The organism is Streptomyces sp. NPDC004126 (assembly GCF_050275515.1).
GTDB lineage: Bacteria > Actinomycetota > Actinomycetes > Streptomycetales > Streptomycetaceae > Streptomyces.
Genome location: NZ_JBNNPF010000027.1, coordinates 22,083 through 35,931, shown reverse-complemented (window position 1 = coordinate 35,931; position 13,849 = coordinate 22,083). Strand labels below are relative to the sequence as shown.

General features: G+C 71.5%; 16 protein-coding genes. 2 read left to right on the top strand and 14 right to left on the bottom strand.

Going from position 1 to position 13,849, the window contains the following annotated elements:
* Positions 1-3: 3 nt before the first annotated feature.
* From ACQKM2_RS24325 to ACQKM2_RS24270, 12 genes are all read right to left on the bottom strand, one after another.
* Positions 4-882, bottom strand: a complete 879-nt coding sequence (locus tag ACQKM2_RS24325; RefSeq protein ID WP_427713130.1) for an amino acid ABC transporter permease — start codon at positions 880-882, stop codon at positions 4-6.
* Entirely contained in the window at positions 879-1,523 is a 645-nt protein-coding gene (locus tag ACQKM2_RS24320) for an amino acid ABC transporter permease (RefSeq protein ID WP_427713128.1), read from the bottom strand. Before ACQKM2_RS24320 ends, ACQKM2_RS24325 begins: the two co-directional genes overlap by 4 nt.
* A gap of 14 nt (positions 1,524-1,537) precedes the next feature.
* Positions 1,538-2,443, bottom strand: a complete 906-nt coding sequence (locus ACQKM2_RS24315; RefSeq protein WP_427713125.1) for a glutamate ABC transporter substrate-binding protein — start codon at positions 2,441-2,443, stop codon at positions 1,538-1,540.
* Positions 2,444-2,454: 11 nt separating this feature from the next.
* Positions 2,455-3,198, bottom strand: coding sequence for an amino acid ABC transporter ATP-binding protein (locus ACQKM2_RS24310; protein WP_427713123.1), 744 nt, complete (start codon positions 3,196-3,198; stop codon positions 2,455-2,457).
* Positions 3,199-3,320: 122 nt separating this feature from the next.
* On the bottom strand, positions 3,321-3,761 hold the full coding sequence (locus tag ACQKM2_RS24305; RefSeq protein WP_427713121.1) for a DUF6278 family protein: 441 nt from the start codon (positions 3,759-3,761) through the stop codon (positions 3,321-3,323).
* A 63-nt stretch (positions 3,762-3,824) separates the two neighbouring features.
* Positions 3,825-4,604 (bottom strand): exodeoxyribonuclease III, encoded by a 780-nt coding sequence (locus ACQKM2_RS24300; protein ID WP_427713118.1) that lies wholly within the window; start codon positions 4,602-4,604, stop codon positions 3,825-3,827.
* Between the two features lie 30 nt (positions 4,605-4,634).
* Positions 4,635-5,267: an MBL fold metallo-hydrolase gene (locus tag ACQKM2_RS24295; protein WP_427713116.1), complete on the bottom strand. Its 633-nt coding sequence runs from the start codon at positions 5,265-5,267 to the stop codon at positions 4,635-4,637.
* Between the two features lie 25 nt (positions 5,268-5,292).
* The gene (locus ACQKM2_RS24290; protein WP_427713114.1) at positions 5,293-5,892 is read right to left on the bottom strand and encodes a hypothetical protein; all 600 of its coding nucleotides are present in this window, start codon (positions 5,890-5,892) and stop codon (positions 5,293-5,295) included.
* Entirely contained in the window at positions 5,889-7,058 is a 1,170-nt protein-coding gene (locus ACQKM2_RS24285) for an ROK family glucokinase (protein WP_427713111.1), read from the bottom strand. Before ACQKM2_RS24285 ends, ACQKM2_RS24290 begins: the two co-directional genes overlap by 4 nt.
* Positions 7,055-7,891, bottom strand: coding sequence for an ATP-binding cassette domain-containing protein (locus ACQKM2_RS24280; RefSeq protein WP_427713108.1), 837 nt, complete (start codon positions 7,889-7,891; stop codon positions 7,055-7,057). The genes ACQKM2_RS24285 and ACQKM2_RS24280 overlap by 4 nt, the downstream gene beginning before the upstream one ends.
* A complete protein-coding gene (locus ACQKM2_RS24275; RefSeq protein WP_427713106.1) occupies positions 7,888-8,925 on the bottom strand; it encodes an ABC transporter permease in 1,038 nt (345 codons plus the stop codon). Before ACQKM2_RS24275 ends, ACQKM2_RS24280 begins: the two co-directional genes overlap by 4 nt.
* On the bottom strand, positions 8,922-9,932 hold the full coding sequence (locus ACQKM2_RS24270; protein ID WP_427713103.1) for a sugar ABC transporter substrate-binding protein: 1,011 nt from the start codon (positions 9,930-9,932) through the stop codon (positions 8,922-8,924). Before ACQKM2_RS24270 ends, ACQKM2_RS24275 begins: the two co-directional genes overlap by 4 nt.
* Positions 9,933-10,074: 142 nt before the next feature.
* On the opposite strand from ACQKM2_RS24270, the gene ACQKM2_RS24265 reads away from it, so the two are divergent.
* Positions 10,075-11,079 (top strand): Gfo/Idh/MocA family protein, encoded by a 1,005-nt coding sequence (locus tag ACQKM2_RS24265; RefSeq protein ID WP_427713101.1) that lies wholly within the window; start codon positions 10,075-10,077, stop codon positions 11,077-11,079.
* 105 nt (positions 11,080-11,184) lie between these two features.
* Here ACQKM2_RS24265 and ACQKM2_RS24260 read toward each other — a convergent pair whose 3' ends face one another.
* Positions 11,185-12,099 carry a DMT family transporter gene (locus ACQKM2_RS24260; protein ID WP_427713098.1) on the bottom strand — a complete coding sequence of 305 codons (915 nt, stop codon included), beginning with the start codon at positions 12,097-12,099 and terminating at the stop codon, positions 11,185-11,187.
* A 159-nt stretch (positions 12,100-12,258) separates the two neighbouring features.
* Entirely contained in the window at positions 12,259-12,876 is a 618-nt protein-coding gene (locus ACQKM2_RS24255; RefSeq protein ID WP_427713096.1) for a dihydrofolate reductase family protein, read from the bottom strand.
* A gap of 174 nt (positions 12,877-13,050) precedes the next feature.
* Here ACQKM2_RS24255 and ACQKM2_RS24250 point away from each other — a divergent pair, with 174 nt between their 5' ends.
* Positions 13,051-13,785, top strand: a complete 735-nt coding sequence (locus ACQKM2_RS24250) for an SDR family NAD(P)-dependent oxidoreductase (protein WP_427713093.1) — start codon at positions 13,051-13,053, stop codon at positions 13,783-13,785.
* The last annotated feature ends 64 nt before the right edge of the window (positions 13,786-13,849 follow it).

Here is a 13,849-nt window from a genome sequence, read left to right as displayed (position 1 = left end):
CGTCTATCTCCCCGGCAGCAGCGTGGCCGGTTCGGCGGGTGCGACCTCGACGGCCCGGGTCTTCAGGCTCCGCCGCTCGCGCCGCGCGACCCAGGTGGCGAACCAGGACAGCAGCATGCACATGCCGATGTAGATCGGCGAGATGATCATCACTACGGGGATGAAGGGCAGGTCGTAGTCCAGGTTGGAGGCGATCAGCTTGCCCGCGTGCAGGAACTCCTCGTAGGTGATCAGGAAGCCCAGCGAGGTGTCCTTGAGGGCCACCACCAGCTGGCTGATGATCGTGGGCAGCATCGCCCGGACCGCCTGCGGCGCCAGGACGAAGGTCATCACCTGCGTCTTGCGCATGCCGAGCGCGTACGCCGCCTCGCGCTGGCCCTTCTCCACCGCGTTGATGCCCGTACGGAAGACCTCGGCGAGCACCGAGCCGTTGTACAGCGTCAGCCCCGCCACCAGGGCGGGCAGCGGCTGGACCTTCAGCGCCACGAAGATGAAGAAGATCATCACCAGCACCGGCATGGCCCGGAAGAACTCCACGCACAGCGTTGCCGCCCAGCGCACCGGACGGTGTACCGAGAGCCTGCCGGTCGCGAGCACCGCGCCGAGCACGAGCGAGAACACGGAGGCGTACGCGAAGGCCTTCAGGGTGTTGCCGAGCCCCCTGAGCAGCAGCTCCTGGATGCCCTTGTACTCGAAGGGGGTCCACTTGGCGGCGGTGAACTGGTCGGTGTCGAAGAGCAGGTAGAGGATCCACGCCAGCAGGCCGAGGATCACCGCCGTCGAGACGACCCCGTAGAGGAAGTGGCGGCGCCGGGCCCTGGGCCCGGGCAGGTCGTAGAGGGCGGTGGACTCCAGGTCCCCGTGCAGCGCGTGCGCGGTCATCGGGCGACTCCGTAGCGCTTCTCCAGCACGTGGAAGACCGCGCTGATGGACAGGGTGATGATCAGGTAGCCGACGGCGATCCAGACGAAGGTCCAGACGATGCTGTAGCCCAGCTCGTTGAGGGTCTTGTACGTGCCCAGCAGCTCGGTGACGCTGAAGGCGCCGGCGATCGCGGAGTTCTTCGCGAGGGCGATCAGGGTCGAGCCGATGGGCGGGATGACGGAGCGGAAGGCCTGCGGCAGCACCACCGCGCCCAGGGTCTGCCCGAAGGACATGCCCAGGCTGCGCGCGGCCTCGCCCTGCCCCTTGGGCACGGTGTTGATGCCGGAGCGCAGCGCCTCGCAGATGAAGGCCGAGGTGTAGCAGCCGAGCGCGAGGACGGCGAACACCTCGAAGGGCAGGACGATCCCGAAGCGCGGCAGGCCCAGCAGTACGGCGAAGAACAGCAGGGTGAGCGGGGTGTTGCGCAGCACGGTCACCCAGACCGTGCCGAAGACGCGGAAGGAGCCGACGGGCGCGACGCGGAAGGAGGCCATCAGGAAGCCGAGGACCAGGGCGACGATCGAGGAGTAGACGGTGAGTTCGAGGGTGCCGAGGAAGCCCTTGCCGTAGAGCGCGAAGTTCTCGGTGAGTACGTTCACGGGTGCGCTCTCCCTCAGCTCGCCGGGTAGCGGTCGATGGCGGGCGGGGTGGGGGCGGGCTGGCCGGAGAGGCCGAGGGTGGCCTCGTAGGCCTTCTTCCAGTCGCCGTTCTTCTCGTCCGCCTCCAGCGCGTCGTCGAGGGCGAGGCGCAGGGCGTTGTCGCTGCGGGGGACGCCGATGCCGTAGGGCTCCTTGGAGAAGGGCTTGCCGACGACCTTGAGCTCCTCGGGGACCTTGGCGGCGTAGCCGAGGAGGATGGAGTCGTCGGTGGAGACGGCGTCGACCTGGTAGGTCAGCAGGTTGTCCACGCAGACCGAGTAGGTGTCGTAGGCGACGAGCACGGCCTTGGGGAACTCCTTCTGGAGCCGCTGGTAGGGGGTGGAGCCGGCGGCGGAGCAGACCTTCTTCCCGGCGAGGTCCTCGGGGCCCTTGATGTCCTTCTCGTTCCTTCGGACGAGCAGGGACTGGCCGGCCATGAAGTAGGGGCCCGCGAAGCCGACCTGCTTCTTGCGGTTGTCGTTGATCGTGTAGGTGCCCACGTAGTAGTCGATCTGGCCGTTCTGGAGGGCGGTCTCGCGGTTGGCGGAGGCGATGGTCTTGAACTCGATGGTCTTGGGGTCGAAGCCGAGCGAGGCCGCCATCATCTTGGCGATCTCGATGTCGAAGCCGGAGTAGCGGCCGCTCGCGGGGTCCTTCTCCCCCATGTACGGCTGGTCCTCCTTGACGCCGACGACGAGGCGGCCGCGCTTCTTCGCCTTCTCCCAGGTGCGCGAGGCGGGCAGCGAGAAGCCGGTGTCGACCTTGTAGACGGGCAGGTCCTCGGGCTGGGGGCCCTTGACCGGGGGGCTGCCGGACTTGCCGCAGGCGGCGGTCGCGAGGAGGAGTGCGGCCAGGGCGAGGGCGCGCAGGGTGTGCTTCATCGGGCCGCCCCTCAGTGCTTGAGGATCTTGGAGAGGAAGTCCCGGGCGCGGTCGCTCTCGGGGGCGGTGAAGAAGGCCTCCGGGGTGCGGTCCTCGATGATGCGGCCGTCGGCCATGAAGACGACGCGGTTCGCGGCGGAGCGGGCGAAGCCCATCTCGTGGGTGACCACGACCATGGTCATCCCGTCGCGGGCCAGCTGCTGCATGACCTCCAGCACCTCGTTGATCATCTCGGGGTCGAGGGCGGAGGTGGGCTCGTCGAAGAGGAGCGCCTTGGGGTTCATGGCCAGGGCGCGGGCGATGGCCACGCGCTGCTGCTGGCCGCCGGAGAGCTGGGCCGGGTACTTGTCCGCCTGACTGGCGAGGCCCACCCGTTCCAGGAGCTCCCGGGAGCGCTTGTCGGCCTCCTCCCTCTTGCGCCTGCGCACCTTGATCTGGGCGAGCGAGACGTTGGCCAGGACGGTCTTGTGCGCGAAGAGGTTGAAGGACTGGAAGACCATGCCGACTTCGGCGCGCAGACCCGCCAGCTCCTTGCCCTCGTCGGGCAGGGGGCGGCCGTCGAGGGTGATCGTGCCGGACTCGATGGTCTCCAGCCGGTTGATCGTCCGGCAGAGGGTGGACTTCCCGGACCCGGACGGTCCGATGATCACCACCACCTCCCCGCGGCCGACGGTGAGGTTGATGTCCTGGAGGACGTGCAACTCCCCGTAGTGCTTGTTGACGTCCCGCAGCTCGATCAACGGATCGACGGCCATACGCTGCCCTGCCCACTTGTCGGTGTGTCGAGGTCAGCGCAAACTATCCAGCCGTCGGGGGCACTTCACCTCGACACGCCAAAAAGGTACATAAAGTACATTGGCGTACATTGATCCTTCGTTCAGCCCTCGGAGGCCTCGGCGTAGGCCTGGCTCAGCTCCGGGGAGCCGGTCATCGCCCAGGACAGCCCCGACTCGATCACGTTGAGCTCCCGCCCGGACGCGAGCCGGATCACCGGCTGGCCGTTCGGCCAGACCTGCCAGCCGGCCCCCGGCAGGCTCCGCACGATCACGGTCCCGAGGTAGAAGCCCGCGTCGTTGCCCAGCCAGGGCACGGCCTCGGGGTCCCGGCGCCAGCGCGGCATCAACTGGTCCAGGGCCTCCAACGAGGCCGGGGTCTGGTCGAGTTCCAGGCCGGCCGACCTCGCCTGGGAGCGCAGCATCTCGCACTCCGAGAACAGCTCGGCGACGCCCTCGGGATCATCCGCGAGGGCGGCGGCGAGCCCCGCACCCTGTTCCGTTTCGTGCCTGTTCAGCCAGTTGGCCAGGAAAGGGATGTTCATACCGACCAGCCTGGCACCAGGATCCCCGGCTGGCCACAGGGCGCGCCCCGATCCGTGCGTCTTCTAGACGTCCAGGTCGACCACGACCGGGGCGTGGTCGGAGGCGCCCTTCCCCTTGCGCTCCTCGCGGTCCACGTAGGCGTCCTTGACCGCCTTCGCGAAGGGCTCGTTCCCGTACACCAGGTCGATGCGCATGCCCCGGTTCTTGGGGAAGGCGAGCTGGCGGTAGTCCCAGAAGGTGTACGGGCGGTCGTACTTGAGGGCGCGCGGCACGACGTCGGCGAGGCCGGCGGCGCGCAGGGCCTCCAGGGCGGCCCGCTCGGCGGGGGTGACGTGCGTGAGCCCCTCGAAGACGGCCGGGTCGTACACGTCCTCGTCGGTCGGCGCCACGTTGAAGTCGCCCAGGACCGCGAAGGGGCGGGTGCCGGCCGCGTCCTCGGCGATGGCGGTGGTCAGGGCGCCGAACCAGTTCAGCTTGTAGCCGTAGTGGTCGTGCTCGACCTCGCGGCCGTTGGGCACGTACACGGACCAGACGCGCACCCCGCCGCAGGTGGCGGAGATGGCGCGGGGCTCCTGGACGCCCTCGTAGTCGGGGCCGCCGGGCAGCCCCACGACGACGTCCTCCAGGCCGACGCGGGAGAGCAGGGCCACGCCGTTCCACCGGCCGGTGGCGTTGACGACCGACTCGTAGCCCAGCTCGCGCAGCTCGGCGGCGGGGAACTGCTCCGCGGAGCACTTGGTCTCCTGGATGCACAGGACGTCCGTGCCGGAGCTCTCCAGCCAGGCCAGCAGGCGCGGCAGCCGGGCGGTGATCGAGTTGACGTTGTACGTGGCGATACGCATGCACACCAACCTACCGCCCGGCACCGACAGTCAGAGCGCGGCGCTCTCGCCTGCGCCGAGGCGGCTGTGCGGGGCGCCGCCGAAGGTGCCCAGGGCCATGTCGTAGATGGGCCGGGCGATGTCGGCGAGGTAGGCGTCGTGGATGTCGATGGCCCGGGCCGGCTTGACCTCGCGGACGTAGTCGATCACCTCGGCGACCTTGTTCCACGGCGCGTGGACCGGCAGCATCAGCGTCTCCACCGGGACGCCCGGCACGGTCAGCGCGTCCCCGGGGTGGAAGAGGGAGCCCTCCACGAGGTAGCCCACGTTCGTGACCTGCGGGATGTCCGGGTGGATCACGGCGTGCAGCTCGCCGTGGACCTGGACCTCGAAGCCGGCGGCGGTGAAGGCGTCGCCGTGGCCCACGGCGTGCACCCGGCCCGGGTAGGCGGCGGCCATCCGGTCCGCGACGCTGCGCAGGGTCCACAGGGCGGCGGCCGGGTTGGCGTCGAGCGCCGCGCGCAGCCGGCCCTCGTCGAAGTGGTCGGGGTGCTCGTGGGTGACCAGCAGGACGTCCGCCCCGAGGCCCGCGTCCGGTTCGCTGAAGGCGCCCGGATCGATGACGAGCACGCGCCCGTCCTTCTCCAACTGGACGCAGGAGTGCAGCCGTTTGGTGAGCTTCATGATCCCACCATAGGCCGTGGCGGGCCTACGGCACGGTGGTGGAGACCACGTAGACGCGGGGGGCCGACGGGTTGGTGAGGTCGACGGTGACGTCGCGGGTGGGACGCGGGTCCTGGGCCTCCAGGGTGACCCCGGTCCACCGGTGCTTCGGGCTCCAGCTCCAGCCGGCCACCTTGGCGTCCCGGTCGGAGACCGACACGCCGGGGGTCAGGGCCTCCCGGTTCGTGCCCACGCCGGCCAGGAAGGTGTCCAGTTGCGCGGGGGTGACCTGGAACTGCACGTACAGCCGGCTGGTGTGCCAGTTGTTGGTCTCCAGGTAGCCGACGTGGGAGGCCATCAGCGGGATCGGCACCTCGTAGATGCTGCGCTGCACCTTGGAGGGCCAGTCGGTGCGCACCTTGACCGCACCCACCCGGGCGGCCTTGTCCCTGCCGCTCTGGCGGCTCTGCTGCGCCGAGATGAACAGGTACCCCGCCGGGACCCCGATGAGCAGCACGATGATGATCGCGGTGACCCAGCGGCGCCGTACGGTGTGCCGGCGGTCCTCGCGCTCCTCGGGGGTGGGCGGCTGGGTACCGCCCGCTTCGGGGGAGGAGGCCTGGCGGGGCAGGGAGGGCGGAGTCACTGCTGTTCCTGATCCTTGGGGTCCGTGGGGCCCGCGGCGCCGCGCCGGCCCAGCTGCGCGTAGCGCTCGTGCCGCTCGACGCGCCGGCGGGTGGCGCGGCGGAAGCGGCGGGCGACCAGCCGGGCGAGGTCGGCGGCGCCGACCATGCCGGCCTCGGGGCCCAGCTGGGCCTTGGCGATGCGGGCCTCGGGGCGGTAGCCGCGGCCGGTGAGGTGGCGGCGGAAGGCGTCCCGGGCGGGGCCGATGAGCAGGTCGTCGGCGGCGCTGACGCCGCCGCCGATGACGAAGCAGGACGGGTCCAGGGCGGCGGCGAGGTTGGCGATGCCGACGCCGAGCCACTGGCCGATGTCCTGGAGGAGTTCGACGCACATGGCGTCGCCCTCGCGGGCCAGCTCGGTGATGAGGGGGCCGGTGATCTCGTGGACGTTGCCGCCGACCTTGGCGATGATGTTGTACGCGACCGGGGAGTCGGCGGCTGCCAGCTCGCGGGCCTCGCGGACCAGGGCGTTGCCGGAGCTGTACTGCTCCCAGCAGCCGCGGTTGCCGCAGGGGCAGCGGTGTCCGCCGGGGACGACCTGCATGTGGCCGAACTCGCCGGCCACCCCGAAGCGGCCGCGCTTGACCTGGCCGCCCTCCAGGATGGCCCCGCCGATGCCGGTGCCCAGGGTGATCATGACGAGGTGGTCCTCGCCGCGGCCGGCGCCGAAGCGCCATTCGGCCCAGGCGGCGGTGTTGGCGTCGTTGTCCACCATGACCGGGACCGCGAGCCGGGACTGGAGGGCGTCGCGCAGCGGCTCGTCGCGCCAGGCCAGGTGCGGGGCGAACAGGACGCGGGAGCGGTCGGCGTCGACCCAGCCGGCGGCGCCGATGCCCACGGCGTGCACGTCGTGCCGGTCGGACAGGTCGAGCACCAGCTCGACGATGGTGTCCTCGACGACCTTGGGGCTCTTGGACTTGTCCGGGGTCTCGGTGCGGATCTTCTCCAGGATGACCCCGTCGGCGTCGACCACGCCCGCCATGACCTTGGTGCCGCCGATGTCGATGCCGACGGTCGGGACGCGCGGGGCGGTGCGCAGGGAGCGGCGCTCACGGGTCCCGACGGTCCGCAGGACGGTGCCTCGCGCAGCCCCCCGGTGGGCGAGCGTGAAGTCCCGGTACGTGCTCATCGAGTCGTTTCGTCCCTGTCGGTGGCCGGATCGGATGGGGTGGTCGTCCCTGATTCTGCCACCCGCTCCAGCTCGTGGCTCAGCTCCTCCAGCTCCGAGCCGCCCGCCATCTGCCGGGTGAGCTCGTCCAGGGTGATCGAGTCGCGGGTGTGACTGCCCGCCATGGCACCCCGCTTGAGGAGTACGAAGCGGTTCCCGACCAGGTAGGCGTGGTGCGGGTTGTGGGTGATGAGGACCACGCCGAGGCCCGCGTCGCGGGCGGCGGCGACGTACTTGAGGACCACGCCGGACTGCTTGACGCCGAGGGCGGCGGTGGGCTCGTCCAGGACGAGGACCTTCGCGCCGAAGTACACGGCGCGGGCGATGGCCACGCACTGCCGCTCGCCGCCGGAGAGGGTGCCGATGGGCTGGTCGACGTCGCGCAGGTCGATCCCCATGCGCAGCAGCTCGGTGCGGGTGGTCTCGCGCATGAGGTCGACGTCGAGGCGGCGGAAGGGGCCGCGGCCCTTGGTCGGTTCCGAGCCGAGGAAGAAGTTCCGCCACACCGGCATGAGGGGGACGACGGCCAGGTCCTGGTAGACGGTGGCGATGCCGTGGTCGAGGGCGGCGCGCGGGTTGGCCAGTTCGGTCTCGACGCCCTCGATCTCGAAGCTGCCGGCGTCGTGCCGGTGCAGCCCCGCGATGATCTTGATGAGGGTGGACTTGCCGGCGCCGTTGTCGCCGAGCACGCAGGTGATCTCGCCCGCCGACACCTCCAGGGACACGCCCTGGAGGGCGCGGATGTTGCCGTAGTACTTGCTGACGTCCGTCAGCTTCACCAGTGGCGTGCTCATGCCCGCGCCTCCGCCCGCTTGCGGACCCATGCGTTCAGCAGCGTGGCGAGCAGCAGCATGGCGCCCAGGAAGAACTTGAACCAGTCGGGGTTCCACTGCGCGTAGACGATGCCGTTGCTGGTCATGCCGAAGATGAAGGCGCCGACGGCCGAGCCGATCGCCGAGCCGTAGCCGCCCGTCATCAGACAGCCGCCGATGACGGCCGCGATGATGTAGAGGAACTCGTTGCCGACGCCCTCGCCCGACTGGACGACGTCGAAGGAGAAGAGGATGTGCTGCCCGGAGATCCAGGCGCACAGCGCGACGCCCATGTAGAGGCCGATCCGGGTCTTGACCACCGGGACGCCGGTGGCGCGCGCCGCGTCGGCACCGCCGCCGACGGCGAAGATCCAGTTCCCGGCGCGGGTGCGCAGCAGGATCCAGGTGGCGACGGCGACCAGCACCAGCCACCACAGGATCGTGACCTTGAGGGTGACCGAGCCGACGTTCCACTGCGAGGCGAACAGGGCCCGCGCGGAGGAGAAGCCCTCCATGTCGGCGATGGACTTGGTGGAGACCGAGCCGCTGATCAGCTTGGTGAAGCCGAGGTTCAGACCGGTCAGCATCAGGAAGGTGCCCAGCGTGATGATGAAGCTCGGCAGCCTCGTGCGGGTCAGCATGAACCCGTTGAAGAAGCCGATGGCCAGGGTGACCAGCAGCGAGACGAGGACGCCGACCCAGACGTTGGCGGTCATCTGGTAGCTGAACATCGAGCTGAACAGCGCCGACGTGGTCACCATGACGCCGGCGGAGAGGTCGAACTCGCCGCCGATCATCAGCAGGGCCACCGGAACCGCCATGATGCCGATGGTGGAGGCCGAGTACAGGACCGTGCTCAGGCTGGCGGGCTTGAGGAAGCTGTCGGCGGCGAAGCAGAAGAAGACGAAGACGGCGGCGGCGCCGACGACCGCGCCCAGCTCGGGCCGGCCCAGCAGCCGCCGGACGTACGAGGTGGGCGCGAGCCGTTCGTCGGCCGCGGGGGCGGCGGCGCTCATCGGCTGCCCCGCTTGATGTACTCCTCCAGCTTGGCCGCCTCGGCCGCGGTGACGATCTGCGGCCCGGTCAGCACCGGGCGGCCGCCGCCGAGCACGTCCGCGTTGTAGCGGTAGAGCCACAGCAGGTCCACGGCCTCGTACCCCTGCAGGTAGGGCTGCTGGTCCACGGCGAAGCCCAGCGCCCCGGACTTCAGGTCGCGGGCGACGGACTCGTTGAGGTCGAAGGTGTCCACCTCGGCCTTGCTGCCCGCCGCGTCCTTCGCCTTGACGGCGGTGGGGGCGAAGGGCGCGCCGAGGGTCACGACGGAGTCGACGGACGGGTCCGCCTGGAGCTTGGCCTGGATGGCGGCCTGGACGGAGGGCATGTTGGTGCCCTCTACGTACAGGTTCTCCATGCTGCCGCCGAAGGTCTTCTTCGCCCCCGCGCAGCGCTGCTCGTGGCCCACGTTGCCCTGCTCGTGCAGGACGCAGACGGCCTTCTTCTTCCCGCGCCTGGTCAGCTCGGTGCCGACGGCCTCGCCGGCGATCTCCTCGTCCTGCCCGATGTGGGTGAGCGCCCCGTACGCGGCGGACTGGGCGGAGCCGGAGTTGACCGTGACGACGGGGATGCCCGCCTTGACGGCCTTGCCGATGACGTCCTTGAGGGCTTCGGGCTTGGCGAGGCTGACGATGATCCCGTCGACCTTCTGGTCGATGGCGTTCTGCACGAACTGGGCCTGCTGCTGCGCCTGGTCGTCGTGGGAGTAGACGAAGTTGATGTTGTCCTTCGCGGAGGCCTCCTTGGCGCCCTTCTGCACGATGTCCCAGAAGGTGTCGCCGTCGCCCGCGTGGGTGATCATCGCGAAGGTCCAGCGCGGCGTGGACACGGCGGGCCTGCCCGCCTCCGCGGCCTTCGCCCGTTCCTCGGCGCGCTTGCCGCCCGTGCTGCTGCAGCCCGCGAGGGAGGCCCCCAGTACCGCCGCGAGCACGGCGCCGACGACGCGTACCCCTGTCCGAACCCTAGCCACGTCCCCGTGCCCTTCCCTCGTCCGTCATCAATCGGTCATTACGGTTTCAGCCGCCCAGTATCCGCCACAGTGGACCATGAAGGGTCATCGGGGCATGCCCGGGCAGATTGACAGGTCCCCCGTACGGGGCCACGTTGAGTGCATGCGCATCGGGCTGATCGGAACGGGCCGGATCGGCTCCTTCCACGCGGCCGCACTGGCCCGCCACCCGGACGCCGGCTCGCTGCTGCTGGCCGACGCCGACCCCGGGCGGGCCGCGCGGCTCGCGGACCGGCTGGGGGCCACCGCCGCTCCGACGGTCGACCAGGTCTTCACCTGGGGCGTCGACGCCGTGGTGGTGGCCTGCGCGACGGAGGGCCACGCCGACCTCGTGGTACGGGCGGTGCGCGGCGGGCTGCCGGTGTTCTGCGAGAAGCCGCTGGCCCCCGACCTGGCCCGGACCCTGGCTGTGCTGCGCGAGGTCGGAGCGGCCCGGGGGCTGCTCCAGGTCGGCTTCATGCGGCGTTTCGACGCGGGCTGCCGGACCGCCCGCGAGCTGGTCCGTTCGGGTGCCCTGGGGCGGCTGCACACGGTGCGCACGATGACCGCCGACCCGGCCCCGCCGCCGGCCGGGTACCTGGCGTCCTCCGGGGGCCTGTACCGGGACTGCCTGGTGCACGACTTCGACATCGTCCGCTGGGTGACCGGGCGCGAGGTGGCCGAGGTGTACGCGACCGGCGCCGACGGGGGTCCGGCCCGGTTCCGGGAGGCGGGCGACGTCGACACGGCCGCCGCCGTCCTCACCCTGGACGACGGGACGCTGGTCAGCAGCACCGGGACCCGTTGCAACGGCGCCGGGTACGACGTGCGGATGGAACTGGCCGGGGAGCTGGACCAGGTCTCCTCCGGGCTGGACGACCGTACGCCGATCGCCTCGACGGAGCCGCACGGGCCGCCCCCGGCGAGCAAGCCGTGGTCCGGGTTCCTGGAGCGGTTCGCCCCCGCCTACGAGGCCGAGCTGGCGGCGTTCGTACGGCTGGTGCGCGGCGAGGGGGACAACCCCTGCGACGGGATCCAGGCGCTCGCCGCGTTCCGGGTGGCCGAGGCCTGCGAACGCTCCCGGCGGGAGCGCCGGCCCGTACGGCTGGAGGAGCTCCCGGACCTGTAGGGCGCGGGTGCGGGCTCCGGCGGACATGCGGGCCACAGTAAGCCGGGTGATCAAGCCCGCAGGAGCCGTTTACCGGCCAATCGGCGGCCGGCGGGGCCGGGGCCGTCAGCGCGCCGCGCGGCGTCCCCAGGCGGTGCCGGCCAGGACGAGGGCGGCTCCGGTGAGGCCGGCGGCGCCGAGGTGCTCGCCGCCGATCGCGATGCCGGCGGCGGCCGCCCACAGCGGTTCGGTGCCCAGCAGCAGGCTGACGCGGGACGGGGAGGTCCGGCGTACGGCCCACATCTGCACGAAGAAGGCGAAGAGGGTGCAGAAGACGGACAGGAAGGCGAGTCCGGCCCATTCGGCGGGGCCGAAGTCCGCGGCCGCCGCCCGGGGCCCGTCGCCGGTCCCGGGGACGGCCGCGAGCAGGGCGAAGACCAGTACGGCGGCGCCCAGCTGGACGGTGGTCAGGGAGAGCGGGTCGGCGTCCTGGACGGCCTTGATCCGCGCCATCAGCAGGACGTGCAGGGTGCGGGCCAGGGCCGCACCGAGGATCAGCAGGTCGCCGGGGCCGGGGGCGGTGAAGCCGGCGCCCTGGGTGAGCAGCACGACACCGGCGACCGAGACGGCCGCGGCCCCGAGGAAGGCGGCGGAGGGCTTCCTGCGGCGCACGGCGGACTCGGCGAGCGGCGTGAAGATCATGGTGAGGCTGATGATCAGACCGGCGTTGGTGGCGGAGGTGTGCACCACCCCGTAGGTCTCCAGCAGGAAGATCCCGCCGAGTACGAGGCCCAGCGCCGCGGCGCCGCGCAGCTGGGCGGGGCCCAGCGCGCGCAGCCGCCGCCATCCGGCGAGGACCAGCACCGGGAGCACGAGAGCGAAGCGCAGCACGAGGACCGCGATCACGGTGTGCGCGGTGGTGATCCCCTTGGCGGCGAGGTAGCTGCCGCCCCAGACGACGGCGACCAGCAGCACGGGCAGGTCCGCGAGCCAGGCGCGGCGGGGGGCGAGGGCGGGCGCGGGGGCGGCGAGGGTGGACACCGGGCGGCTCCGACGGGGTGGAGGGTGTGGAGACGTCGGCGGCTCGCACGGATGCGGACCCACGGTAACCGAGTGGATCTTCCCGGTCGACCGGATATCCCGCGCGGCCGCGGCGGCCCGTCGGCCCGGTCCGGTCCCGTTCGGCCCCCTCCGCCCCGCTCAGTCCGCGAAGGTGCCGAAGGAGGCGCGGCCGGTGGGGCGGTAGGTGTGGATGGCGGTCCCGCGGCCGGTGGTGCGGGAGGCGGTCAGCTCGAAGGCCGTGGGCAGGCCGCCGGTGGGGAACAGCCGCCGGCCCGCGCCGAGGAAGACGGGGAAGACCAGCAGGTTCAGCTCGTCGACGAGGTCGCGCGCGAGCAGCCACTGGGCCAGCTGCCCGCTGCCGTGCACCTGGAGTTCCCCGTCCATGGCGTCCTTGATCCGGACGATCTCCGACTGGAGCTGCTCCCCGTCCACGACGGTGGCGGGTCCCCAGGCGGGTTCCTTGAGGGTGGTCGAGGCGACGTACTTGTGCAGCCGGTTGAGCTTGTTCGGGATCGGGTCGGCCGGATCGTCGTGCTGCGGCCAGTAGGAGGCGAAGATGTCGTACGTCCGGCGCCCGAGGAGGAAGGCTCCGACCCGGCCGAAGACCTCGTTCATGAACTCCCCCATGCCCTCGTCGTCGAACGGCACGAGCCAGCCGCCGTAGGCGAACCCGCCGCTGGCGTCCTCTTCGGGCCCTCCGGGGGCCTGCATCACTCCGTCGAGGGTCAGGAAGGTGGTGAGGGTCAGCTTGCCCATGGCGCGGCGCTCCTTGTGTCGACTGCTTCTCCTCCTCAGACTCCCGCCGGCGCCCGGACTCATCGGTGCGGCGCGCGTGAACGCCAGGTCGGATTCCCGCCAGCGCCGTCCGCCTCCCAAGGATTTCATTGAACCCGCAACCAAATGCGGGGGAACGGATCGGGGAGGAACGACATGAACGGCAACACGGTGGCCCTGGTGACGGGCGGCAGCCGGGGCATCGGAGCGGCCACCGCGCTGCGGCTGGCCGAGGACGGCTTCGACGTCGCGCTCACGTACGTCAACGGCGCCGGGGCGGCGGCCGAGGTCGTCGGCAAGATCGAGGCGCTGGGCCGCAGGGGCCTGGCGGTGCGGGCCGACGCGGCCTCCGCCGACGGCCCGCGGACGGCGGTGGAGGAGACCGTACGGGCGCTGGGGCGGCTCGACGTCCTGGTCAACAACGCCGGCGCCGGGGTGGTCGGACCGATCGACACGCTCGGCCCCGCCGAGGTGGACCTGGTCCTCGGCGTCAACGTCCGGGGCGCCTTCCTGGCCGCGCAGGCCGCGGCGGCGCACATGGGATCCGGCGGGCGGATCGTCACCGTCGGCAGCTGCATGGTGGGCCGGGTCCCCGGCCCGGGCGGCACGCTGTACGCGATGAGCAAGGCGGCCATGACGGGCCTGACGAAGGCCCTGGCCCGGGAGCTCGGCGGGCGCGGCATCACCGCCAACCTGGTCCACCCGGGGCCCACGGACACCGACATGAACCCGGCCGACGGCCCGTACGCGGACGCGCAGCGCTCGCTGACGGCGCTCGGGCGCTACGGCACCCCCGAGGAGGTGGCCGCCATGGTGTCCTTCCTCGCCGGGCCGGACTCCGCGTACGTCACGGGGGCGGAGTTCTCGGTGGACGGCGGCCACACGGCCTGAGGGAACGCCTGTGGGGCGCACCGCGCGCGGTGCGCCCCACAGGACAGTGCCCGGGGCCCCCGGG